19 protein-coding genes and 1 riboswitch are annotated in these 23,124 nt (G+C 73.5%); of the genes, 12 read left to right on the top strand and 7 right to left on the bottom strand.

The features are described 5' to 3' along the window. Positions 1 to 229 precede the first annotated feature (229 nt). From ACIBEC_RS13420 to ACIBEC_RS13390, 7 genes are all read left to right on the top strand, one after another. Complete coding sequence (locus tag ACIBEC_RS13420) at positions 230 to 790, top strand: heme-binding protein (RefSeq protein ID WP_360496592.1); 561 nt, start codon at positions 230 to 232, stop codon at positions 788 to 790. 205 nt (positions 791 to 995) lie between these two features. Then, positions 996 to 1,421 (top strand): hypothetical protein, encoded by a 426-nt coding sequence (locus ACIBEC_RS13415; protein ID WP_360496589.1) that lies wholly within the window; start codon positions 996 to 998, stop codon positions 1,419 to 1,421. A 91-nt stretch (positions 1,422 to 1,512) separates the two neighbouring features. Beyond that, positions 1,513 to 2,397 carry an NAD(P)-dependent oxidoreductase gene (locus ACIBEC_RS13410; protein WP_360496586.1) on the top strand — a complete coding sequence of 295 codons (885 nt, stop codon included), beginning with the start codon at positions 1,513 to 1,515 and terminating at the stop codon, positions 2,395 to 2,397. 110 nt (positions 2,398 to 2,507) lie between these two features. Continuing rightward, entirely contained in the window at positions 2,508 to 3,110 is a 603-nt protein-coding gene (locus ACIBEC_RS13405; protein WP_360496583.1) for an NAD(P)H-dependent oxidoreductase, read from the top strand. 324 nt (positions 3,111 to 3,434) lie between these two features. After that, positions 3,435 to 4,547, top strand: a complete 1,113-nt coding sequence (locus ACIBEC_RS13400; protein WP_360496580.1) for an LPXTG cell wall anchor domain-containing protein — start codon at positions 3,435 to 3,437, stop codon at positions 4,545 to 4,547. A gap of 138 nt (positions 4,548 to 4,685) precedes the next feature. Next, positions 4,686 to 5,912 carry a hypothetical protein gene (locus ACIBEC_RS13395; RefSeq protein ID WP_396287920.1) on the top strand — a complete coding sequence of 409 codons (1,227 nt, stop codon included), beginning with the start codon at positions 4,686 to 4,688 and terminating at the stop codon, positions 5,910 to 5,912. Between the two features lie 132 nt (positions 5,913 to 6,044). Beyond that, positions 6,045 to 6,818 (top strand): MerR family transcriptional regulator, encoded by a 774-nt coding sequence (locus ACIBEC_RS13390; protein ID WP_360496577.1) that lies wholly within the window; start codon positions 6,045 to 6,047, stop codon positions 6,816 to 6,818. Between the two features lie 66 nt (positions 6,819 to 6,884). On the opposite strand, the gene ACIBEC_RS13385 is transcribed toward ACIBEC_RS13390, so the two are convergent. After that, positions 6,885 to 8,006, bottom strand: coding sequence for a helix-turn-helix domain-containing protein (locus ACIBEC_RS13385; RefSeq protein ID WP_360496574.1), 1,122 nt, complete (start codon positions 8,004 to 8,006; stop codon positions 6,885 to 6,887). Positions 8,007 to 8,243: 237 nt separating this feature from the next. Here ACIBEC_RS13385 and ACIBEC_RS13380 point away from each other — a divergent pair, with 237 nt between their 5' ends. From ACIBEC_RS13380 to ACIBEC_RS13370, 3 genes are all read left to right on the top strand, one after another. Continuing rightward, positions 8,244 to 8,921 carry a SigE family RNA polymerase sigma factor gene (locus ACIBEC_RS13380; protein ID WP_360496571.1) on the top strand — a complete coding sequence of 226 codons (678 nt, stop codon included), beginning with the start codon at positions 8,244 to 8,246 and terminating at the stop codon, positions 8,919 to 8,921. Further along, positions 8,918 to 10,354 carry a hypothetical protein gene (locus ACIBEC_RS13375; protein ID WP_360496568.1) on the top strand — a complete coding sequence of 479 codons (1,437 nt, stop codon included), beginning with the start codon at positions 8,918 to 8,920 and terminating at the stop codon, positions 10,352 to 10,354. The genes ACIBEC_RS13380 and ACIBEC_RS13375 overlap by 4 nt, the downstream gene beginning before the upstream one ends. Positions 10,355 to 10,617: 263 nt before the next feature. Next, on the top strand, positions 10,618 to 11,820 hold the full coding sequence (locus ACIBEC_RS13370; protein ID WP_360496565.1) for a hypothetical protein: 1,203 nt from the start codon (positions 10,618 to 10,620) through the stop codon (positions 11,818 to 11,820). A gap of 133 nt (positions 11,821 to 11,953) precedes the next feature. Here ACIBEC_RS13370 and ACIBEC_RS13365 read toward each other — a convergent pair whose 3' ends face one another. Then, a complete protein-coding gene (locus ACIBEC_RS13365) occupies positions 11,954 to 13,453 on the bottom strand; it encodes an aminopeptidase P family protein (RefSeq protein WP_360496562.1) in 1,500 nt (499 codons plus the stop codon). Positions 13,454 to 13,578: 125 nt separating this feature from the next. Then, on the bottom strand, positions 13,579 to 15,024 hold the full coding sequence (locus ACIBEC_RS13360) for a PP2C family protein-serine/threonine phosphatase (protein ID WP_360496559.1): 1,446 nt from the start codon (positions 15,022 to 15,024) through the stop codon (positions 13,579 to 13,581). Between the two features lie 606 nt (positions 15,025 to 15,630). Here ACIBEC_RS13360 and ACIBEC_RS13355 point away from each other — a divergent pair. Beyond that, positions 15,631 to 16,266, top strand: a complete 636-nt coding sequence (locus ACIBEC_RS13355; protein WP_360496556.1) for a bifunctional DNA primase/polymerase — start codon at positions 15,631 to 15,633, stop codon at positions 16,264 to 16,266. 217 nt (positions 16,267 to 16,483) lie between these two features. On the opposite strand, the gene ACIBEC_RS13350 is transcribed toward ACIBEC_RS13355, so the two are convergent. The 4 genes from ACIBEC_RS13350 to ACIBEC_RS13335 all read right to left on the bottom strand — a co-directional run bounded on the left by ACIBEC_RS13350 (position 16,484) and on the right by ACIBEC_RS13335 (position 20,822). Further along, positions 16,484 to 17,467, bottom strand: a complete 984-nt coding sequence (locus ACIBEC_RS13350; RefSeq protein ID WP_360496553.1) for a DUF5926 family protein — start codon at positions 17,465 to 17,467, stop codon at positions 16,484 to 16,486. A 137-nt stretch (positions 17,468 to 17,604) separates the two neighbouring features. After that, a complete protein-coding gene (locus ACIBEC_RS13345) occupies positions 17,605 to 18,024 on the bottom strand; it encodes an ATP-binding protein (RefSeq protein WP_396287918.1) in 420 nt (139 codons plus the stop codon). Between the two features lie 430 nt (positions 18,025 to 18,454). Beyond that, positions 18,455 to 19,279, bottom strand: coding sequence for a glycerophosphodiester phosphodiesterase family protein (locus tag ACIBEC_RS13340; protein WP_360496547.1), 825 nt, complete (start codon positions 19,277 to 19,279; stop codon positions 18,455 to 18,457). Between the two features lie 106 nt (positions 19,280 to 19,385). Continuing rightward, positions 19,386 to 20,822: a cytosine permease gene (locus ACIBEC_RS13335; RefSeq protein ID WP_360496544.1), complete on the bottom strand. Its 1,437-nt coding sequence runs from the start codon at positions 20,820 to 20,822 to the stop codon at positions 19,386 to 19,388. Continuing rightward, positions 20,815 to 20,961, bottom strand: a riboswitch (TPP riboswitch). (Overlaps the previous gene by 8 nt.) A 210-nt stretch (positions 20,962 to 21,171) precedes the next feature. Here ACIBEC_RS13335 and ACIBEC_RS13330 point away from each other — a divergent pair. Next, positions 21,172 to 23,082 carry a trypsin-like peptidase domain-containing protein gene (locus tag ACIBEC_RS13330; protein ID WP_360496541.1) on the top strand — a complete coding sequence of 637 codons (1,911 nt, stop codon included), beginning with the start codon at positions 21,172 to 21,174 and terminating at the stop codon, positions 23,080 to 23,082. The last annotated feature ends 42 nt before the right edge of the window (positions 23,083 to 23,124 follow it).

The following is a 23,124-nucleotide window of genomic DNA, read 5'->3' as shown; positions in this document are numbered from 1 at the left end:
GCATCAGCCGATCGGTTGACGCCGCCGTCCCCCATCATGCCCGGGCGCTCGCGCCGGTCCGTCGATGTGGCGGACCCGTCCCCGGACGCAGGATCGAAGCATGCCGCCGGGCAACCCCCTCGACCCGGCGGCTCCCCGATCCCTGCGCACCGTCCCCGATCCCCCGCACCACCCCTGATCCCCCCGCGTCACCTCGCACCACCCCGCAGACCCGTTGAGGAGCTGGACCATGAAGAAGACCTCCGCACGCACCCGGGTGCTGACCGGCGCCGTCGCCGCCGCCGCGATCGCGGCCGCCACCGTGGGCGCCGTCTCGGCCAGCGCCGAGACCACCGAGACCCCGGCCGCCCCGGCCGCGGTGAAGGTCGACACGCAGAACAGGAACCTCGCCCAGAGCACCGGCCTGACCATCGACGCCGCCACCCGCGCCGCCCAGGCCGCCCTGGACGCGGCGACCAAGGCCGGCCAGCACGTGTCGGTCGCGGTCGTCGACCGGGACGGTGTCACCCGGGTGCTGCTGAAGGGTGACGGCGCCGGGCCGCAGGCCCCGGAGTCGGCCGAGCGCAAGGCCTACACGGCGGTCTCCTGGAACGCGCCGACCTCGGAGCTGGTCAAGCGGCTGGCTCAGGCCCCGAACCTCAAGGACATCCCCGGCACGCTGTTCCTGGCCGGCGGCGCCCCGATGCAGTCGAAGGGCGCTCCGGTCGCGGCGATCGGTGTCGCGGGCGCGCCCAGCGGCGACCTGGACGAGCAGTTCGCGCAGGCCGGCGTCGCCGCGCTGGCGAAGTGACGCCTCCCCGCCACGCCACCACGCCGACCCCTCACCCGGCGGCGAAGTGACGCCTTGGCCGGTCGGCCGTCCCGTGACGCGGGATGGACGGCCGGCCGGATTCCTTGACTCGTTCGGGTGAACGCCGGGAGGGTCACCGCAGAACACGGGGTGACCCTTCGAAAAGCCGCTGCCGCTGTCAGTGCCGCGTGGCAGGCTTCCCGGTATGACGGCGTGGACCCTCAACGACATCGAACGTGCGATCCGCTCCTCCTGGGGTGTCGACACCTGTGCGCCCGAGGATCTGGCCCATTGGCGTCCCGACAATCCCGCCCGCGGCCAGTGCGGGGTGACGGCGATGGTGGTGCACGACCTGCTCGGCGGCGAGCTGATGATGGGCGAGGTGTACATCGACGGGGTCCGGACGGACCTCCACTGGTGGAACCGCTTCGCCACCGGCTTCGAGATCGACCTCACCCGCGAGCAGTTCGGGCCGGACGAACTGGTCGGCCCCGGCCGCCCGGTCGCCCGCCCGGCCCGTCCCGGCCGGCTGCAGGCCCAGTACGAGCTGCTGCGCGGCCGGGTGATCGCCGAGTTGGAGCGCGGGGCCGCCGCGCACCGCACCCGGATGCCCGCGCGCGCCTGCGCATGAGCACCCTGGCCACCGTGAACAGTCCGGCCCTATCGGTCCCCTGACGTACAGTCGGCGGCAGGTGAGCGGCAACGGCGACGGGAGTGCGCGGATGACCAGGGCGACAGTCGGCTTCGTGGGGCTGGGTGCGATGGGCCGGGGCATGGCCGGCAGCCTGCTGCGGGCCGGTCACGCCGTACGGGTCTGGAACCGCTCGCCCGAGCCGGTGGCCGCCCTGGTGGCCGAGGGCGCGCAGGCGGCCGGTTCGCTCGCGGAGGTGTTCGCCGCCGACACGGTGGTCTCCATGCTCGCCAACGACGACGCGGTCGAGCGCCTGCTGCTCGACCCCGCCCTGCTGGTCGGCGCCGCGGCGACCCTGCACGTCAACATGGCCACCGTCTCGCTGGCGCTCGCCGAGCGGGCCGAGGCACTGCACGCCGAGCACGGCATCGGCTACGTCGCCGCGCCCGTGCTCGGTCGGCCGCCGGTCGCGGCGGAGGGCCGGCTGAACATCCTGGCCGCCGGCGCCGCCGATCTGCTGGCCAGGGCCGAGCCGCTGTTCGCTGCGATGGGGCAGCGCACCTGGTACTTCGGCGAGAGCCCCCGGCAGGCCAACACCGCCAAGATCAGTACCAACTTCCTGCTGGCCTGCGCGATCGAGTCGATGGCCGAGGCGTGCAGCCTGGCCGATGCCAACGGGGTCCGGCCGACCGACCTGGTCGAGATGCTCACCGGCACGCTCTTCCCCGGACCGGTCTACTCCGGCTACGGCGCGATGGTGGCCGAGCGCCGCTACGAACCGGCCGGTTTCCGGCTGCCGCTCGGGCTCAAGGACGTCGGCCTCGCGCTGGACGCGGGGGCCGCGCGCCATGTGCCGCTGCCGTTCGGCAGCGTCCTGCGGGACGCCTTCCTGGACGCCCTGGCCCATGGCGACGGGGACAAGGACTGGGCCGCGGTGGCCGCCGTCGCCCGCCGCCGGGCCGGGCTGCCGGACTGACCGGCGACCGGGGCGCGGACGCAGGCGCGAGCGCGGGCGCGGGCGCGGAATAACCGGCGCGCGGCGGCTGCTCGCACCTCCGTCCGCAGCACCTGACCGGGGGAGTTCCGATGTCCGACCAGCCGTCCGACCAGCCGTCCGACCAGCCGTCCGGCGCCGAGGCGTCGCGCCGTTTCCTGTTCCTCGACGCCGGCGCCCGCGTCGACGGCAACTCCGCTCGACTCGCCCGGCTGGCCGTCGAGTCGAGCCTGCCGGTCGGGGCGGAGCAGCGGTGGCTGCGGTTGAGCGAGCATCCGCTGCCGCCCTTCCAGGACCTGCGGCACACCGGCGACGGCCGCTACCCCGAGCCGGTCGGCCACGAGCGGACCCTGCTGGACGCCACCCTGGCGGCCACCGACCTGGTCTTCGTCGCGCCGCTGTACTGGTACACGCTGCCGACCAGCGCCAAGCTCTACCTCGACCACTGGGCGGGCTGGCTCCGGGTGCCCGGGCTGGACTTCCGCGCCCGGATGGGCGGCGCCACCCTGTGGGGCGTCACCGCCCTCAGCGGCTCCGACGACACGGCCGAGCCGCTGATCGGCACGCTCCGGCTGACCGCCGAGTACATGCGGATGCGCTGGGGCGGCGTGCTGCTCGGCAACGGCACCCGCCCGGGCGACGTGCTGCGCGACGAGCGGGCGCTGATCGCGGCCAAGTCCTTCTTCTCCGACTGACGCCTGCCGACTGACGCCTGCCGACTGACGGCCGCCGCCTGACGGCGGTCCGTGCCGTTTCGCCCGGGGTGCGGTACGGTCCTCCGGGCGTGTACCCGTCACTTCCGGTCATCACTTGGCAAAGCACAAAAGCCTTGTACATGGACGGGGTTGGGCGAACCGGGCGCCTCGTTTCCAAGTCTCGGTCACAGTGCGGCACCCGCCTTCCGGACCGGCCCGGTCGTTCGGTACTCTCCGTCGCACTTTCAGCTTCGCGGGGGGACGCGGCGTCTGCGGCCGCCCCTCGCGCCCGGGCCTCGCCCGGAAACGTCCGTGAGGTCTCCCTTGTCCATACGTCGCAGTCTTGCCCTCGCCGGTGCCGCCGCGCTCGCGTCCTCGCTCGTGCTGGCCGGCGCCCAGGGCGCCATGGCCGTCGGCACCACCGGCTCCCCGTCCGCCGCCGCGTCGGCCGAGAAGGCGGGGCACCAGAGCCTCGACCTCTCGGTGCGCGGTGTGCCCGGCACCTTCATTGCCGGTGACGAGGCCCGCGAGTTCACCTACCGGATCGACAACTCGACGAAGACCGACTTCGTCGCCTACCCGCTGCTGAAGTTCAAGAACAAGGCGGGCTCGCTCAAGGCGAAGGACCTCAAGCTCGAGTACCAGCTGCCGGCCTCGCTGCCCGGCGGCGGCACCTGGAAGACCGCCGTCATCGCCCCCGGTGGCGGCGACGGCGACGACAGCGCCGTGCTGATGTTCCTCGGCGGCGTCACGGACAGCGGCGACGCCGCCGACGGCGCGCTGCTCTACCTCGCCCAGGGCAAGAGCATCGACATCAAGGTCCGCGCCTCCTTCACCAAGGACGCCCCGCTGGGCAAGGCCGGTGTCGTGCCGGTGGTCTACTCCGCCGACGCCAACGACGAGAACGACCACGGAAGCTTCAGCTGCGACGGGATCAAGGGCGCCGGCTTCACCATCAAGGCCGGCGGCGGCAAGCCCAGCCCGACCCCCACCCCGACCAAGACCGGCAAGCCGAGCCCGACCGCGAGCGGCTCGCCGACGGCCACCCACACCTCCACCGCGTCACCGACCGCCACGGCCACGTCGACGCCCACCACGGAGCCGACGACGCCGGCGACGCCGACGACGGCGCCCACCAGCGCCTCGCCGTCCGACTCCGGCGCGACCACCCCTCCGGCCCCGTCCGGCGGCAGCAGCAGTGACGCACCGCAGCCGATCGACTTCCCGGTGCAGCCCCCGAACGTCACCCCGCCGAAGATCACCCCGGGCGGCGTCAGCAAGGCCAAGACCTCCGCCGCCAACGCGGACAAGTCCCTGGCCCAGACCGGTGGCGGCGACGACACCACCGCGATCGCGGCCGTCGGCGGTGCCGTCCTGGTGGCCGGTGTCGGCACCCTCGTGGTGCTGCGCCGCCGCAAGTCGGGCCAGCACAGCTGACCAGGGGGAACCGTTTCCCGGGTACTCCCGTGCCGCCCGCGCCGTCCATAGGACGGCCCTGCGGGCGGCACGGGCGGTACACCTCCGTCACATAGGATGTCCGGCCGGAGGGGGGCGGAACCGGCGGGGAGAGGACAGGTGCGGGAAGCACGCACGGCACGGACCAGCACGGATTACGAGGCGGCGACCGGGCGCATAGCCGGATCGCCGCTCCGCAGGCACCACGTCCTGCTGGTCGCTTGGACGGCGCTCTGGTTCTTCCTGGTCGAGCCGAGCGGCGGCTTCTCCTGGCACTATCTGCGCCAGGGTGAGCAGCTGCTCTTCAGCGGCCAGGCAGACGGCGGTCTGTCGCTCTACGCCCGCCATCCGGAGCTGCAGATCGGCCCGGTGAGCCTGGCCGCGGCCCGGCTCACCGCCCCGTTCTCGCCGCACACCGGCCAACTGGTCGCCGAGGCGGCGAGCGCCGCGCTCGGCCTGGTGATGCTTGTCGTGGTCGGCCGCACGGCCGCCTTCTACTACCTGGGCACCGGCACCAACCACCGCCGGCTCCAGCAGCGCCTGCTGATCGCCGGACTGGCCTTCATCCCGATGTGGGTCGAGGTGTCGGTCCGCTTCGCGCACCTGGACGACGTCCTCGCGCTGTTCTTCACCACCCTCGCCGCGCACGCCCTGGCCCGCGGCAAACCCACCCAGGTCGCGATCTTCCTCGCGTTGGCGGTGGACTCCAAGCCCTGGGCGATCGCCTTCGCCCCGCTGATCCTGGCGCTGCCCCGGCCCACCTGGCTGCGCACCGCGCTCTGGTTCGCCGCCCTGGTGGCGATCGCCTGGTTGCCGTTCTACCTGGGCAACCTGGACACCATGGCGGCGGCCAAGTTCACCATCCCCAACCAGCCCGCCTCGGCGCTGCGCTGGTTCGGGGTGACCGACCCGGCCACCCCCTGGTGGGACCGCCCGACCCAGTTCGCGCTCGGTCTCGGCCTCGGCAGCATCGCGGTGTGGCGCGGCCGCTGGCCGGCCGTGGTGCTGCTCGGCGCGGACGCCCGGATCCTGCTCGACCCGAGCGTCTACACCTACTACACGGCCTCGATCCTGCTCGGCACCCTGCTCTGGGACGCGGTCGGACAGAAGCGGCTCGTTCCGTGGTGGAGCTGGATCGCGCTGGGCGCGCTGTACGGCGGCACGCTGCTCCTCCCGTCCGACTCGGCCCGCGGCTTCGTCCGGCTCGCCTTCGTGGTGGTCTCCGCCGCGTACGTGCTGCTCTGGCCCACCCAGCAGCCCCGCCGGCCGCGGGCCACCGGCCAGGGCGACGGCGGACGCCGGGCGGCCCGGCGGCGCGAGCGGGAGCTGGTCGGCGCCGACGCCTGAGAAGGCGGCTTGAGAAGGCGGCTCGGGAAAGCGGCTTGAGAAGGCCGCTCGGCAAAGCCGCTCGGGAAAGCGGCTTGACCCTCACGTGACGTGAGAGCCGAGGGTAGTGGTCAGCACCAGGGAGGAACCCCGATGACCAGTGAGGGCTACTCGGTCGGCGCCGTGGCGAAGATCGCCAAGGTGACCGTCCGGACGCTGCACCACTACGACGAGATCGGCCTGCTGTCCCCCGCCGGCCGTACCCGCTCCGGGTACCGCCGGTACGTGGACGCCGACCTCGACCGGCTGCAGCAGATCCTCTTCTACCGCGAACTCGGCTTCCCCCTGGAGGAAATCGCGGCGATCCTGGACGACCACTCGGTCAGTCCGAGCGAACACCTCCGGCGGCAGCACCGACTGCTGAGCGACCGGATCAGGCACCTCCAGGACCTCGCCAGCGCCGTCGAACACGCCATGGAGGCACGGAGAATGGGCATTCAGCTGACCCCGGAGGAGAAGTTCGAGATCTTCGGCGAGGGCTACCAGGAGGAGTGGGAGCAGGAGGCCGAGCAGCGCTGGGGCGACACCGAGGCCTGGGCCGAGTCCCAGCGCCGCACCGGCGCCTACTCCAAGGCCGACTGGGAGCGGATCCAGGCCGAGATGGCCGAGCTCAACACCCGCCTGGTCGAGGCGCTCACCGGCGGCGAGCCCGCCGACGGCGCACCGGCCATGGACCTCGCCGAGGCGCACCGGCAGCACATCTGCCAGAACTTCTACGACTGCACGTTCACCATCCACCGCGGACTGGCCGGCCTGTACGTCTCCGACCCGCGCTGGACGGACACCTACGAGAACCTCGCCCCGGGCCTGGCGCAGTGGCTGCACGACGCCATCCTCGCCAACGCCGACCGGCGCGAGAACGCCTGAGCGGATCCGAGCCCGAGCAGGCCCGAACGGGCCCGAGCGGGCCGGGGCGCGGCGGGGCGCGGCGGGCTACGCCACCCCGCGCCCGAAGGAGCGCCGGTAGGCGGTCGGCGAGGTGCGCATCACCCGGCCGAAGTGGTGGCGGAAGGTCGCGGAGCTCTCGAAGCCGACCGCCGCGGCGATCTCCTCCACCGTCCCGTCCGGTGACTCCAGCAGTGCCAGACTGGCCGCGATGCGCTGGGTGACGACCCAGCGCATCGGGCTGGTCCCGTTGCGGGCGGTGAAGTGCCGCAGGTACGAGCGGTCCGACATCCGGGCGGCACGGGCCAGCACCGGGACGGTCAGCGGGGACGACAGGTGGTCCAGCGCCCACTGCATGCTGCGGACGATCCCGTCGTCCTCCTCCTCGACCGGGCGGACCGCCGCCTCGATGAACTGGGCCTGCCCGCCGTCCCGGTGCGGCGCCACCACGAAGCGGCGGGCCACGGTGTTGGCCACCTTGGCGCCGTGGTCCCGGCGGACCAGGTGCAGGCAGAGGTCGATGCCGGCCGCGCTGCCCGCGCTGGTGAGCACGTCCCCGTTGTCCACGTACAGCACGTCCGGGTTGACCCGCACCGCCGGGTGGCGCTGCTGTAGCAGCTCGGCGTACCGCCAGTGGGTGGTCGCCTCCCGGCCGTCCAGCAGCCCGGCGGCGGCCAGCGCGAAGGCGCCCGAGCAGATCGACACGATCCGGGCGCCGCGCTCGTGCGCCGTGCGCAGCGCCTCGACCAGTCCGGGGGAGACTTCGCCGCTGAAGGCGTTCGGCACCCCGGGGACCACCACGGTGTCGGCCGCCGCCAGCTCGTCCAGCCCGTGCGGGGCGGTCATGGTGAAGCCGCCCACCGCGTCCAGCGCCGTCCCGGGCCGGTCGGCGCACACCTTCAGCCCGTACCAGGGCGTCGCCAGCAGCCCGCTCAGCTCGGGCCGGGCCAGCCCGAACACCTCGACCACGACGCCCAGTTCGAACGGCGCCATGCCCTCGAAGGCGTACACCGCGACATCGTGCACGGGCTCCGGCCGCCGGCCGATGGCGACGGCCACCGGTCGCGGCCGAGGCGCGGTCGCCGTACCCGCGGCTGTCGTACCCGCGGTCGTCGTACCCGTGGCTCTCGTACCCGCGCCGACCGGGCCCTCGTCGTTCTGCTCGGTCATGCGAACCCCCTGCTCACGGGTGGCGGAATGCCGGTGAGTGTAGCCGTCCCGGTCACCTCGGAATTTTCTTCGAACCCACCTGCAACCTCCACCTCCCTCGCACGTCCATAGGTACGGGGGCGGAGGGAACCGGGCCGAGGGCGGCTGAGAGGATCCCCCCCCGATCACGATCTTGATCAGGTGGACCTGACGGTCCGGCAACCGCCGTCACCGTCCCGGGGGAAAGCGGAAACGCACATGTCCATGGCCATCGGGCCGACCGTCGCGCCGGCAGGGGCGCGCGGCTTCACCATCCGTGGGGTGATCGCCGCGCTGTTCGGCGCGCAGGAGGCGGGCGAGCCGCTCGCCGGCACCGTCACCGAGCAGGAGGCGAAGCAGCGCCGCTCCGGTTTCCGGCTGCTGCGCGGCGGACGCAAGCCGGCCGAGGACCGGCCCACCCTGACCGACCTGTACCACGCCCACCGGCTCGGCCTGGTCCGGATGGCCGTGCTGCTGGTCGACTACCAGGACCTGGCCGAGGACGTCGTCCAGGAGGCCTTCACCCAGCTCTACCAGCGGCACGGCGAGCAGCTGGACGACCTCGACAACGCCCTCGGCTACCTGCGGACGGCCGTGGTCAACGGCGCCCGCTCGATGCTGCGCCGCCGCAAGACCGCCCGCGAGTACGTCCCGCCGCACGAGCCCGACGCCGCGTCGGCGGAGGACCACGCGGTGCTCAACGACGAGCACCGGCGGGTTCTGGTGGCGATGCAGGAGTTGACTCCCCGCCAGCGCGAGGTGCTGGTGCTGCGCTACTGGTCCGACATGTCGGAGGCGCAGATAGCCGAGACCCTGGGGCTGTCCCGGGGTGCCGTGAAGTCCACGGCCAGTCGCGCCCTGGACGCCTTGGAAAAGCACCTGGAGAAGGTTCGATGACCGACAAGTTCCCCCGCCGTAGCGGTGGCGACGGCGACGAGCCGGCCGAAACCCCGACGGAACGGCTGCTCCGCGAGGCGATGGGCGCGCGCGCCTCCCTGATCACGGCGCACAGCCTGCGCCCGGCCGCGCCCCCGAAGCGCCGGATCCGCCGACTGCGCCCGGTGTACGCCGTCACCGTCCCGCTCGGCCTGGCCGCCGCGATGGCGCTCGGCGTGCTCACCTTCCACGGCGAGCCGGTCGCCCACGACCAGGTCCCGCCGCCCCCGGCCGCCACCGTGACCTCCCCGAGCCCGACCCCCGAGCCGACCACCCCCAGCCCGTCGGCCACCCCCACCGACACCGGCACCCCGACGGGCGATCCGGAGACCGGGGTCCCCCTCGCCGACGGCACCCCGTCCTCCTCCGCGTCGGCCACCAACACCACACCCCCGGTGGGCCCGTCGACGCCGTACACGTTCCGGGGCGTGAAGCTGAAGGTCCCGGCCGGCTGGCGGCCCGTCTCCGACGGTGCGCTCCGCCTCTGCCTGTTGAGCCCGGGGGCGCCGCAGGGCAGTGGCTACCACGACTGCCAGCCGTACGGGGTGGAGCTGTCGGTCTTCGACTCGGACGACCAGGACTGGCCGGTGACCGAAGACCTCGATGCCACCGGGGGCTTCGGCCACCAGCCGTACTGTCCGATCTGGGGCAATCCGCACGTGCCCACGCCGAGCGAAGCGCTCAGCGTCAACGGTCCGACGAAGAGCACGCCCACCGTCTCCGGCCGCCCGGCCCGCAAGTCGCAGTGGCAGGTGACCTGCGGCAAGTCCTCCTTCACGGCGCAGATGTGGGCCCTGCCCAAGGACCAGGTGTTCGTTTCGGCGATCGGTCTCACGAGCGACTACCAGGCCGGTCTGCAGTCGATCGTCAACAGCCTGGACGTCAGCGGCCACAAGGCGCCGGGGGCAGCGTCGTCGGCGCCGTCGGCGGATCCGGTGAACAGCAGCACCGTCGCCGTCACGCAGTCCGGCTTCCTTCCGGGGGGGATGGTGTCCGCCAAGGACAGGCCGGTGACCTTCTCGGTGACGTACCGGAACACCAGCACCTCCAACTTGCCGGCGGTCCAGCCGCTGGTCTTCACCGACTCCTACCCGGGGACGCCGGACGGCATGATCCCGATGAACGCCGGCAAGCTGGAGCGTCAGGACGGCGGCACCTGGACCCAGTTGAGCATGTCGCCCGGAGGCGGTATGGACTACGCGATGGGCGGCAAGGCAGCCACCTTCCCCCTGGCGCCGGGCGCGAGCCACACGGTGACGTACCGGCTGACCATCGACCCCGCCGACGGGCCGGGAATCATACCGGTACGGATGCAGGCGACGCTGCCGTACGACGGCAGCGGCCCGCTGACCGTGATCGGTGAGGCGATCATCCGGGAGAATGTCGTGAAGTAGCCGATCGCAGGCCGCCTCCGAGGCGCCGTGACCAGGAAATTCCCTGGTCGCGGCGCCTTTCGGCGTTCCGGGGCGAGTTCTCGGAAAACTTTTGAACCCACCTGCAACCTCCCGGGGGGATGCACGTCTATCAGGGTGAGAGGCGGGGAGAGCGAGCCGGCGGGGCCGGGGCTCGGGCCGGCTCCTCCGGGACGCGAACGAGGCGTCCGCACGCGAGCACCACCACCATTCACCTCTTCTGTGTCCTCTGGGGGGACTGTCACATGAACGCGTCCGTTATCGCCCGTATTGCGAAGATTGTTCCGCTTGCCGTCATCGCTGCCGTCGGGGTCGCCGCCTGCGCCCCGACGGAGGCCGCGCTTCAGGCCGCCCCCACCGCCGTTCGCTCCGCCGGGACGGTGTCGGCCGCCGGGACGGCCGCCCCGACCTCGGTCCCCGACGAGACCGCCGCCGCGACCCCCGCCGTGCCCGCCCAGGCCGCACCGACCGCGGCTCCGTCCGACTCCTCCGGTCCCGCGCCGGCCGCCGCGGTGACCACCCGGCCCGCCACCAAGGCAACCACCAAGCCCGCGACCAAGCCCTCCCCCACGGCGGACACCAAGCCCGTCGCCAAGGACGGCGGCATCGGGATCACCTTCACCGGCCTGAAGGAGGGTCAGCAGGTCCAGGTGGGCGACCAGGTGTCCTTCGCGGTGACCTGGAAGAACAACGACTCCTCGGGCAGCCGCGCGGTGGCGCCGGTGGTGGCGACGCAGGACTTCGAGGGTGCGAAGTGCCAGCAGCAGCTCGCGATGGCGCAGGGCACGCTGGAGCGCAAGGACGCGTCGGGCTGGAAGGCCATGCCGGCGCTGAGCCAGGGCGGTGGGATGGACTACGCGGGCACGGGCGACGACGCGGCCTTCACCCTGGCCGCGGGCGAGAGCCGGACCGTCGAGTACCGGATGGTCCTGGACGCGGGCAACCAGCCGGGCCGGCTGGCCGTCGAGGCGGACGCCGTGCTGCCGTCCTCCCTCAAGCCCATGGCGAAGTCCGTGGTGACCACGTCCGTCGTCGACCGCCACCGCCCGGTGGTGAACTCGGTGTCGGCCCCCACCGCGCTCGTCGTCGGCAAGACCCCGACCGAGTTCTCCTTCAAGGTCTCCTCGCCGGACGGGTCGGCCCTGATGCGCCCCGTGGTACGGCTGTCCCTCCCCACCGGCGAGGGGCTGACCGGGTCGGACGTCACGATGGAGGCGAAGGTCGGCAACGAGTGGAAGTCCTTCGAGGTGACCGCGGACTGCAACGGCCGGCTCGGGGTGGCACCGGCCGAGCTGGTCGGCGTGATGACGGGCAACCCGGTCGAGTACACGTTCCGGGTCGGTCTGAAGCGGACCGGCAGCGCCGGGTCGGTGGAGATCCGGGTCGGCGGCGACTCGGACGGCCACTCCGGCGAGACCGTCGCGGTCCGGCCCGCCGTCCAGCGCTGACCCCGACGCACCAGGGCCGCAGCGCACGAGGGCCCCGGATGCATGAGGGCCGCAGCGCACGAGGCCCCGGACGCACGAGGGCCCGGCCTCCCGAGCAGTAGCGGAGGCCGGGCCCTTCGGCGTGCGGGGTGGCTCAGGCGAGCGAGGCCATCCAGGCCTCGACGTCCTCGGCGCGGCGGGGGAGGCCGGCCGAGAGGTTCTCGTTGCCGTCGGCGGTGACCAGGATGTCGTCCTCGATCCGGACGCCGATGCCGCGGTACTCCTCGGGCACGGTCAGGTCGTCCTGCTGGAAGTACAGGCCGGGCTCGACGGTGAGCACCATGCCGGGCACCAGCAGGGCGTCGACGTGCTCCTCGCGGCGGGAGTGGGCGCAGTCGTGGACGTCCAGGCCGAGCATGTGGCCGGTGCCGTGGAGGGTCCAGCGGCGCTGCAGGCCCAGCTCCAGGACCTTCTCGACGCCGTACACGGAGGCGTCCAGCAGGCCCCAGGCGAGCAGGCGCTCGGCGAGCACCCGCTGCGAGGCGTCGTGGAAGTCGCGGAAGCGGCCGCCGGGCTTCACCGCGGCGATGCCGGCTTCCTGGGCGTCGTACACGGCGTCGTAGATCTTGCGCTGCAGCTCGGTGAAGCGGCCGTTGATCGGCAGGCTGCGGGTGACGTCGGCGGTGTAGAGGGTGTGGGTCTCCACGCCGGCGTCCAGCAGCAGCAGGTCGCCGGGGCGCACGTCGCCGTCGTTGCGGACCCAGTGCAGGGTGGTGGCGTGCGAGCCGGCGGCGGCGATGGTGCCGTAGCCGACGTCGTTGCCCTCGACCCGGGCGCGACGCCAGAAGGTGCCCTCGATCCAGCGCTCGGAGGTGGCGACGGCCTGGCCGAGCTCGCGGACCACGTCGGTGAAGCCCTTGACGGTGGCGTCGCAGGCGGCGCGCAGCTCGCCGATCTCCCACTCGTCCTTGACCAGCCGCAGGCCGCTCAGGAACTCCTTGAACTCGGCGTCCCGGTCGGCGTCCAGGACGCCGGCGAGCGCGGTCTCCAGGCCGGCGTCGTAGCCGCGGACTATCCGGGTGGGGACGGCGGAGCCCTCGGCCCGCTCGGCCAGCTCCTCGGCGGCCTTGCGGACGTCGCGCGCGGGCAGGCCGAGCAGCTGCTCCTGCTCGCTCAGGCTGTTCCGGCGGCCGACCCACAGCTCGCCGTGGCCGTCGAGCCAGAACTCGCCGTTCTCGCGGTCCGAGCGGGGCAGCAGGTAGAGGGTGAACTCGTGGCCGGTCTCGCCGGTGGGCTCGGCGACCAGTACGGCGTCCTCGGTCTGGTCGCCGGTGAGGTGCACGTACTCGCTGGAGGCGCGGAAGGCGTAGTCGGTGTCGTTGGAGCGCACCCGCAGGTTGCCGGCCGGGACGACCAGGCGCACGCCCGGGTAGGCGGCGGACAGCTCGGCGCGGCGCGCGGCCGCGTACGGGGCCTGGGCGACGGGCGTGAGGCCGTGCAGCTCGGTGTCGGCCCACCCGGACTTCATCGAGGCGGCCAGTTCGTCGGAGATCTCGCCGTAGAGGCCGTTCTTGCGGCCCTTGAACTCCTGCGGCTCCTCGCCGCCCTCGGCCTCGGGGTTCTCGGCCACCGCGGGGGTACGGTCCTCGGTCACGTGCAACGCCTCCTTGGGGGGTGGTACCGCCGCCCCTCGGGGGAGTGTCGGATCGCGACACGCGCGGGCGGCCGTGCGTCCATGGTACGGACGCCCGGCCACTCGCCTGTTCCAGGTCCGGACGGCTACTCGAAGCGGGCCGCGAGCAGCATCAGGTCGTCGGTGGCCGCGGCCTCCGGGGCGGGGCAGACGGCCAGCAGGTGGGCGCAGAGCCGGTCGGGGTCGAGCCGGACGTCGCGGGGGGCGTCGGCGGCGGCCCGGCGCAGGTTGTTCTGCCCGGCGTGCAGGGTCGGCCCGCAGCGCCGGGCCAGCCCCTCGGTGTAGAGCAGCAGGGTCTCGCCGCGTTCGGCGGTGAACTCCACCCCGGGCGCCTCCCAGCAGGCCAGCATGCCGAGCGGGGCGGAGAGCGAGGTCTCCACGAACTCGGCGCCGTGCCGGCCGACCAGGACCGGCGGGCAGTGCCCGGCGCCGGCCAGGGTGATCCGGCGCTCCTCGGGCTCGATCCAGGCGTACACGGCGGTGGCGGTGCGGGTCGGCTCGGTGGTCTTGAGCAGCAGCTCCAGGTCGCCGAGGACGGAGACCGGGTCCTCGCCCTCCAGCACCGCGTAGGCCCGCAGCGCGGCCCGGACCCGGCCCATCGCGGCGGCCGCGCCGGGGGCGGAGCCGGGGCCCGCGCCGGGGCCGTCGCCGGAGACGGAGCCGACGGTGAGGCCGACGGTGCCGTCGGGGAGCGGGATCGCGTCGTACCAGTCGCTGCCGCAGGAGCGGTCCAGTCCGGCCGGGACGAGCCGGGCGGCCAGTCGCAGTCCGGCGGCGCGGGGGAGGCGGTCGGGCAGCAGGCCGCGGCGCAGCGCTTCGGTGGTGCGCAGGATCCGCTCCGCCTCCAGCTGCTTGGCGAGCAGCGGGGCGGCGATCTCGCAGTAGTGGCGGGCCAGCTGGCGCCGGCACTCGGTGGGTTCGGCGGGCTCGTCGTAGAACCAGAGGGCGGCAGCGAGCGGGCCGTCCTCGACGGTGGCGAGCGGCAGGCCGTAGGCGCCGCCGAGGCCGAGGTGGACGGCGAGCTCGCGCAGCCGGGCGCCGATGGACGGGTCCTCGGCGAGGTCGGGGGAGTGCAGCTGCTCGGGCCGGTCCTGTTCGCACAGCAGCCGGGAGAGCAGGCTCTGCTCGGTCGGGACGGTCTCCAGGGCGCCGAGGCTGGCGCGGTCGAGGCCGAGTCCGACCGGCTGGCCGGGGCCGCCGCCGGCCGTCCGGGTGACCAGGACGCCGCGGCGGGCGCCGAGCAGGGCGGCACCGGAGGCGAGGAGGGTGTCCAGGGTGGCGGCGAGGCCGCGGGCCCGGGCGAGCCGCTCGGTGTGTACGTGCAGGCTGGTGATATCGGACAGGCGTCCGGCCAAACGGTCCTGCATCGCGGTGGACGGTGCCGTGCGGTCGTCCGCCGGGCCGTCCGGTGCGTCGGTGGGGCCGGGGAGCCCCGGCGGGTCGAGGACGGTGAGCCCGCCTGCGCAGCCGGGTTCGCGCGGCTCGGCGGTCGTCGTCGAGGGGAGGGCCATCGACGGGTGGGACTCGGTCATGCCGCCACTCCTGACGCGGTGGTACGGGCCATGCGGAACCCCCAGATACGGCCGATGTGGAGCGAGCACGGCCAAAGGGCGTGTTTCGCCTCGATTCGCTACTACTCGTCATTGATCGACAGCAATGCCACCACTTCTACACAGGCCATTCGGGGCATGTCCAGATCCAGGACGACGCGGTCGCCGGTTCCACAGCCATCGCGACCCGGTCGGAGGGCGTGCATGGCTCGTGCGCGCGCCGGTCGGGCCGGGAGGCATGGAGCGAGCCGCGAGCGGGCAGAACCGAGGGACGGACCGGGCGGCCGTCCGGATCGTATGCCCGTGCCGCCCGGGAGCCGGGCCGGCCGGAAGTCTCTCACTCGTACGGTGGAACCAAGCGCGCCCGGGCGGCGTCCATCCGGTCGCATACGGGATTCTCGTTCCAAGGGCTGTTTCAGTGCGCGGCCCTTCTCATGTCGTGCTCCACGTCGTAGCCGCGCCGTCCGCCTTGCCGCCCGCCCCGCTCCGCACCTTTCGGGGCCGTGCCGCGGCGGGCCCGTGCGGAGGCTGGCGACGGATGCCGACGGAGCGGAGCGAACCGAGCGGTCAGGGAAAGGAACGAGCGCCATGCGTGAGAACCCGAAGGACCGGTCGGAGGAGCGTGCCGCCCGACTGGCCGCGGCCCTGGCGGCCGCCGTCGACCACCGCTGGCCCGTGGTGCCGGGCGCCGTGCTGCGCGACGGACGCTGCTCCTGCGGCGACCAGGACTGCGCCGTCCCCGGCGCGCACCCGCACGACCCCTCGCTGCTGGCCGCCACCACGGACGCCCGGATGGTGCGCTGGTGGTGGGAGCGGCAGAGCCCGGACGCGGCGGTGCTGGCCGCCACCGGTTCCACGGTCTCGGCCGTCAGCCTGCCCGCGGCGGCCGGCGCGCGGGCGCTGGCCTACCTGGGCGCGCTGCGGATGCCGCTCGGCCCGGTGCTGGCGATGCCGGGCCGCTACGCGCTGCTGGTGGCCCCGTACTCGCTGGACGTGCTCGGCGAGATGCTCGCCCAACTCCCTTGGGTGCCGGGCTCGGTGCGCTACCACGGGTCGGGCGGCTTCCTGTCGCTGCCGCCCGGCGGGTCGGCCGGCCCGGTGCGCTGGGTGCTGGCGCCGCGACCGGGTGCGGGCGGCGGGGTCTGGCTGCCGCAGGTCGGGCCGCTGCTGGGCGAGTTGGTGGAGGCGACGGTCCGGCTGGACAGCGGCCGCTCGGCGTACTGATCCGCGGTGATCCACGCGGTCGTCGGAAGGGCCGTCGGAAGGGGCCGTCCGGAAAACAAAAGATCCGGCCGCTGGCGACGGGGGATGCACCAGCGACCGGACTCTTTAGACAGTAACAAGGATCCGCGCCCGCGCCAATTTCCAAGACGCCCTCCACGCCTGGAAATTGCGCGTTCACGGCGACAATGTGACGCGTATCACGCGGATCCTGCGTGCTTTAGTTCAAGGTGACCTGACGGTTCACCAGGTTCGCGCGGGCGCGCCGCTCCTCGGCGGTCAGCGGGGTTCCGTCGGCGAGGACGGCGGTGAGCCGCTCGCCGAACTCGGCGGCCGGCTTCTCGCAGTCGGCGGCCGTCATCGCGAGCGGCAGATCCCACACCGGGACGGTCAGGCCGTGCGCGCGGAACGAGCCGACCAGGCGGGTGTCCGGGCCGAGCGAGGCCTCACCGGCGGCGTTCAGCCGGGCCAGCGCGTCCAGCAGCTGCTCCTCGGGCACGGTCATCACCCAGCGCAGGTGGTTCTTGTCCGGGGTGCCGCACCAGTAGGCGGCGTCGACGCTGCCCAGCTTCTCGGTCGGGATGGCCGAGGCGTTGGCGCGCTCCAGGGAGGCGGCGACCTCGCCGGTGGCGGTCTCGGCGTCCTCCAGCCAGAACTCGAAGCCGGTGTGCACGACGGGCGCGAACACGGCCGTGGTGTCCAACAGGTCCTGCAGGCGGCGCCCGCCCGGGACGGTCCGGCGGGCCGGCACCGGGGTGCCCGGCTCGGTGGCCAGGGCCAGCTCCAGGGCGTCCGCGAGGTCGCGGCTGAGGTCGCCGGAGGCGGACTGGGTCTGCAGACCGAGCAGGATCGAGCCGTCCTGGCGGCGCAGGGCCGGCCAGGCCAGCGGCAGCACGGTGGCCAGAGTCACCGACGGGACGTCGCCCTCGGCGCCCTCGGCCACGCCGGGGGCCAGCGTCAGCGGCACCGTGGCGGCGGGCACCAGCTCGCGCAGCGCCACCCAGTCGGCCTCGCCCGACAGGCCCTCGAACGGGCGGTGCACCAGCTCCTGCACCGCGTGCGAGGCCTCCCGGCCGTGGCAGGCCTTGTAGCGGCGGCCCGAGCCGCAGGGGCAGTCCTCGCGGGCCCCGACCACGGGGATCTCGCCCGTGACGGCGGTGGTGGACTGGCGCTGCGGCGCCTTCTTGGCGGCCTTCTTGCCCATGGTGCGGCTCTCCCGGGAACGGTGGTCCTGTGTCCCGGGAAGCCTACTGACGTTCCTGCGGCACCCGCGCTTCCCCCGGCGCGCGCGAACGCGCCGGGGCGGGGCGGGGCGGGCAGACGGGGCGGGCGTACGGGGCTCTACGCGCTACGGGCGTCGCCTCCGGTGCGCCGGGCGTGCCGGGCGCGGGCGGGCAGCGCCGCCCAGACCGTCACCTCGCCGGGCGCGTCGCGCACGCCCCAGTCGCCGGCCAGCTGGTCGACGATGCTCAGGCCGCGGCCACCGCGCGAGGTCAGCGAGGGACGGGCGGGCAGCGGCCGGGTGGCCGCGCCGCCGTCGGTGACCTCCAGCGTCAGCATGCCGTCCGCGTGCAGCTGCCAGCGGACCAGCACACCGCCGTCCGGCTCGTCCGTGCCTTCGCGGTGCTCCGGGCCGCCGGGCGCGGGATGCGTCCCGGACGGGACGCCGACCAGCACCTGCCCGAGCACCTCGGCTCGCGTGCCGCGACCGAGCGCCGGCAGCGGGCCGAGCGGACGGGCGTACCGGCACGCATTGCTCAACAGTTCGGAAAGGATCAGAACAGCATCATCGATGACCGGTTCCGGTATCTTCCGGTCACCCAGATCTCGACGCAGTCGGCGCCGTGCGACCCCGACACCCGCTGGGCCGTGCGGCACTGCCATGGTCGATGAAGTCGGCACTTCACGCGCCACCATCAACGCCACCCCCGGACCTCCTTCAGCGTATGCCGAGGGAGAGATGCCCCTTGGTAATGCGTCGGAAACGAGCACCGGGCGATCCCGCGAGCCCATTTCGAGCGTGGCGACCGAGGGTCGACATGAGGTCATTCCATGCTCACCCTCTGTCGTCCGAGGGCAAGAATTTCCGGCAATATCGTGCGAGGAAGGTTTGACTGCCGACCAGAGTGATCAGTGCGCACCGGTACGGCCGTCGGTGCGGCCGTCGGTACGTCGGCGGATCACCGTCCGGTCACCGCCCGAGCTGCGCCAGCACCTCGGCGGGCCGGTTGGTGATGATCGCGGAAACGCCGAGTTCCAGGCAGAGTTCGACGTCGGCCGGTTCGTCCACCGTCCACACGTGCACCTCGTGCCCCAGCTCCCGCAGCCGGGTCACCAGCTGCGGACGGGCCCGCACCAGCTCGATGCCCGGCCCGGCGATCCGCGCACCGCCCGGCAGCGGCGCACCCTCGCGCAGTTTGCCGAGCAGCGGCAGCGTCCGCTCGAACAGGAACACCCGCCGGTACTCCGGCGCGGCGGCGGCCACCCGGTTCAGCGCGATCGACGAGAAGCTCATGATCCGGGCGGACGGGCGGTCGCCCTCCCGGGCCGCGCCGATCTTGAACCGCTCCAGCATCCGCAGCAGCTCGGCCTCCACCAGGCCGCGGAAGCGCACCGGGTGCTTGGTCTCGATCGCCAGGTCCACCGGGCGGCCGCAGTCCACCACCAGCTCCAGCAGACGCTCCAGCGGCAGCACGCCGCGCAGCTCCGGGTCGGTACTGGGGCGGCCGGTCTTCCAGGCCCCGAAGTCGTACGACTGCAGCTCGGCGAGCGTCATCGCCGAGACGGTGCCGCGGCCGTTGGACACCCGGCCGATCCGCCGGTCGTGCACGCAGACCAGGTGGCCGTCGGCCGTCACCCGGACGTCGCACTCCACCGCGTCCGCGCCCTCGTCGAGCGCGCGCCGGTAGGCCGCGAGGGTGTGTTCGGGCAGGGCGTGGGAGGAACCGCGGTGGGCGATCACCTGGACGGACGGCGCGGTGCGCGCCTCCGGCGAGGACAGGTCTGGGCTGGTCACAGGGCCAACGATAGGCGGCGGAGGTAACGCGGAGGCGAAGACGGCCCCAACCTGTGGGGCCGTCTCCGGGTGCCGGGTTCGGGTACCCGGCACCCGGCACCCGGCGTCAGCGCGCGGCGCGGCGGGAGAGCGGGGTGAGCGCCCAGGTGGCCAGGGCCGGCACCAGGAAGGCGAACAGCGAGGCCGAGGTCCACTCCTGCGGGGTGAAGTGCAGGGCCTCCTGGGCGGAGGTCCAGAAGTTCGTCCACCAGTCGGCGACCTTGGTCGGCGAGATGAACTGGTAGACGGCGAAGCCCAGCACCCACGGCAGCAGCATCGTCCAGCGGGCGGGCGCGTCCTCGGAGAGGTTCCAGCCGCGGCGCCCGGCGCCGAGGAAGAAGTCCACCGCCAGCACCGCCAGCAGCGGCACGAACACCGAGCCGATCAGGCCGAGGAAGCTGTAGTAGGTGTCGGTGAACTGGTCGATCTGCAGCGCCAGCACGGTGGTCAGCACGCCGATCACGCCGCTCAGCACCCGGCGGTCCACCCGCGGCAGCAGGTTCTGCACCGACATCGCGGTCGAGTACACGTTGGCGAACGACTGGTCCGTCTCGCGCAGCACCAGCACCAGCAGGAACAGCCAGCCGGCCCAGACGCCGAGGAAGGAGTCGAAGAGCTTGTTCGGGTCGCCACCGGACTGCAGCAGCGCCATCAGGCCGAGCACGTAGCACCAGACCTGGGCGATCGTGTAGCCGGAGAAGCTGCCCCAGAACGCCGAGCGCGGGGTGCGCGAGTGCCGGGTGTAGTCGGCGGCCAGCGGGACGAAGGAGATCGACACCGCGATCATCGCGTCGGTCGCGCCCAGGAAGCCGTGCCAGTTGCCGGCGCCCGGGTCCGGCACGCCCTGGCGGCCCAGCTGGACCGTGAAGTACACCATCGCGACGGCGACCGCCCCGGCCACGAAGCGGCGCAGTACCGCGATCGAGCCCAGCGGCCAGATGGTCAGCGCGGTCGTCAGCGCGCCCGCGAGCAGCACGAACAGCCAGCGGTAGCCGGTGGTGTGGGCGACGGTCTGGGCGCCCGCCGAGATCGTCAGCAGCTCGAACACGCCCCAGCCGACGCACTGCACGATGTTCAGCACCGTCGGCAGGTACGACAGCCGGGTGCCGAACAGCCCGCGCAGGTTCGCCATCGCGGGGGCGCCGGTCCGGGCGCCGATCAGCGCGGCCACGCCGAGCATCGCGGTGCCGACCGCCGTACCGACCACGATCGCGGTCACCGCGGCGGCCAGCGACAGCTCGCTGCCGGGGGCGCCGAGCACGGTGGCGGCGGTCGAGAAGCCGATCAGGCTGACGCCCAGGTTCATCCAGAGCGCGAAGTGGTCCCGGAAGCGCAGCGTGCGCGGCGGCTCGGTGTCCAGGACCAGCGGCGCCTCGACGCGCTCGGAACGGTCCCGCACGGCGGTCGCCGTGGTGGCCGCGGCAGTGGTCGCCGCAGCGGTGGACTCGGGGAAGTCCTTGGACGCGGCAGCGTCCGAAGAAGAGGATGACGAAGCAGACGGCATGGCCGATACTCCCTACGCCGGCATTACCCGGACAGGTTCCGGCGGTCAGCGCCCCCTCGACCGTCCGCCTCGCTCGCGTGGCGTACGGTCGACATGCGCACTCTCAGCCTGGTCGGTCCAAGCTCCCGCGTGTCAGTTTGGAGCGACAGGCTAACCGGCACAGGGGTGAACACCCAAGGCCAGGGCGTGCGCGGTCCGCATCGCGGGACGCCCGGCGGGGAGGGGGGAGCCCTCGGCCGTCGGCACCGGCTAAGGATTCTTATGAGTTCTTCAGAGGGGTCCTTACGGCAATCGAATCGACAGTGCGAAAAACTATGGTCCTTGGTTCTGCCAGCTATGGAGGTCGTCCGTGAGCACCGAGCGCGAGGTTGGGCCCACCGGGCCGCAGGGGGAGCAGCCCGCCGGCCAGGGGGCGGCTGAGTCCGCTCCCGAAGGCCCCGCTCAGGGCGGGCACCAGTCGACCATGGCCTTCCGCCGGGTCCCCGAGCCGGAGGCGGCCACCGGCGAGACCGTCCCCGCCGAGGCCGCCCCGGCGGACGCGGCGCCGACGGACGGCGGGCACAAGCAGACCATGGCGTTCCGTCGGGTGCCCGAACCCGAGGCGGCCACCGGCGAGGCCGGCACGGCCGAGACCGTCCCGGCCGAGGGCGGGCACAAGCCCACCGTCGCCTTCACCAAGGTCCCCGCGCCGGAGGCCCCGGCGGCCGCGCCCGAGGCAGCCGCCCCGCCGGTGGCGCCCGCCGCGCCGGTCGCCGAGGAGCACGCCGTCGACCCGGCCACCGGGTACATCGACGCGCCGCCGCCGGTCCTGCCGCCCGCCGCGCCCGTGGCCCCGGCGGCAGCGCCCGTGGCCCCGGCGCTGCCGCCGGCCGCCAACCCGTACGCCACCCCGACCCACGGCGTCCCCGCCGCCGGTGCGCACGACGCGTACGGCGCCGCCGCAGCCGCCCCCGGTACCCCGGCGGCCCCCGGCGCGCCCGCCGCGCACGGCCACCACCCGTTCGGTGCGGGCCAGCCGCTCGGCGGCTGGGGCCCGACCCACGACGCCACCTCCGGCGGCGCGGGCTACCCCGGCGGCCCGGCGGGCCCGCTCGGCTACCCGGCCGACTACCCCGGCGGCCCGGACGGCGGCGGCCCGCGCAAGAAGCGCGGCGGACTGGTCGCCCTGATCGCTGCCGTCGCACTGGTCGCCGGTGTGGCCGGCGGCGCGCTCGGCGTGACCGTGGCCGACCGCAACGACAGCAGCAGCTCCGCGGACGACCACCGCAGCACCACCGTCCAGGCCAGCGACACCCAGAAGAACGAGCCCTCCCCCGGCTCGATCGCCGCCATCGCGCAGAAGGCGCTGCCCAGCGTCGTCACCATCAAGGCGCAGGGCAACGGCGAGTCCGGCACCGGCACCGGCTTCGTCTTCGACACCGAGGGCCACATCCTCACCAACAACCACGTGGTCGCGCCGACCCTCAACGGCGGCAAGCTGACCGTCAAGTTCGCCGACGGCACCTCGTACAACGCCTCGGTGCTGGGCCACGCCGAGGGCTACGACGTCGCCGTGGTCAAGATCGACAACCCGCCGAAGAGCAAGTTGGCCCCGCTGCCGCTGGCCGACTCCGACAAGGTCAACGTCGGCGACGCCACCGTCGCGATCGGCGCGCCGTACGGCCTGGAGTCCACCGTCACCAGCGGCATCATCAGCGCCAAGGACCGCCCGGTCGCCTCCGGCGACGACACCGGCTCGCAGGCCTCGTACATGAACGCCCTGCAGACCGACGCCTCGATCAACCCCGGCAACTCCGGCGGCCCGCTGCTCGACTCCGGCGGCGCCGTGGTCGGCATCAACTCGGCGATCCAGTCCAACGCCTCCGCCAACGGCCGGGCCGGCAGCATCGGCCTGGGCTTCGCCATCCCGATCAACCAGGCCAAGTGGGTCGCGGACACCCTGATCAAGACCGGCAAGCCGGTCTACGCCAAGCTCGACGTGCTGCGCAACGACGACTACAAGGGCGACGGCGCGCAGATCCAGACCAAGGACATCCAGGGCCAGCCCGCCGTCACCCCCGGCGGCGCCGCCGACAAGGCCGGCCTCAAGCCGGGCGACGTCATCACCAAGCTCGGCGGCGTGCCGATCGAGAACGGCCCCGCCCTGGTCAGCCGGATCTGGACGCACAAGCCCGGCGAGACCGTCGACGTCGAGTACACCCGCAACGGCCAGACCCTCACCACCAAGGTCACCCTCGGCCAGCGCGACGGCGACCAGTGACCGCCGCCCGCTGACCCGCGACGCCGCGAAACCGTGTGCGCC

Origin of the sequence: Kitasatospora sp. NPDC051164 (genome assembly GCF_044455625.1) — a bacterium.
In the GTDB taxonomy this organism is placed as follows: Bacteria; Actinomycetota; Actinomycetes; order Streptomycetales; family Streptomycetaceae; genus Kitasatospora.
This window is presented reverse-complemented; position numbering and strand designations above follow the sequence as displayed.

Excerpts from the sequence above, each read along its gene's own strand:
- ACIBEC_RS13420 (WP_360496592.1), top strand. The coding sequence starts at position 230 with ATGAAGAAGACCTCCGCACGCACCCGGGTGCTGACCGGCGCCGTCGCC.
- ACIBEC_RS13415 (WP_360496589.1), top strand. The coding sequence starts at position 996 with ATGACGGCGTGGACCCTCAACGACATCGAACGTGCGATCCGCTCCTCC.
- ACIBEC_RS13410 (WP_360496586.1), top strand. The coding sequence starts at position 1,513 with ATGACCAGGGCGACAGTCGGCTTCGTGGGGCTGGGTGCGATGGGCCGG.
- ACIBEC_RS13405 (WP_360496583.1), top strand. The coding sequence starts at position 2,508 with ATGTCCGACCAGCCGTCCGACCAGCCGTCCGACCAGCCGTCCGGCGCC.
- ACIBEC_RS13390 (WP_360496577.1), top strand. The coding sequence starts at position 6,045 with ATGACCAGTGAGGGCTACTCGGTCGGCGCCGTGGCGAAGATCGCCAAG.
- ACIBEC_RS13385 (WP_360496574.1), bottom strand. The coding sequence starts at position 8,006 with ATGACCGAGCAGAACGACGAGGGCCCGGTCGGCGCGGGTACGAGAGCC.
- ACIBEC_RS13380 (WP_360496571.1), top strand. The coding sequence starts at position 8,244 with ATGTCCATGGCCATCGGGCCGACCGTCGCGCCGGCAGGGGCGCGCGGC.
- ACIBEC_RS13375 (WP_360496568.1), top strand. The coding sequence starts at position 8,918 with ATGACCGACAAGTTCCCCCGCCGTAGCGGTGGCGACGGCGACGAGCCG.
- ACIBEC_RS13370 (WP_360496565.1), top strand. The coding sequence starts at position 10,618 with ATGAACGCGTCCGTTATCGCCCGTATTGCGAAGATTGTTCCGCTTGCC.
- ACIBEC_RS13360 (WP_360496559.1), bottom strand. The coding sequence starts at position 15,024 with ATGACCGAGTCCCACCCGTCGATGGCCCTCCCCTCGACGACGACCGCC.
- ACIBEC_RS13355 (WP_360496556.1), top strand. The coding sequence starts at position 15,631 with ATGCGTGAGAACCCGAAGGACCGGTCGGAGGAGCGTGCCGCCCGACTG.
- ACIBEC_RS13350 (WP_360496553.1), bottom strand. The coding sequence starts at position 17,467 with ATGGGCAAGAAGGCCGCCAAGAAGGCGCCGCAGCGCCAGTCCACCACC.
- ACIBEC_RS13335 (WP_360496544.1), bottom strand. The coding sequence starts at position 20,822 with ATGCCGTCTGCTTCGTCATCCTCTTCTTCGGACGCTGCCGCGTCCAAG.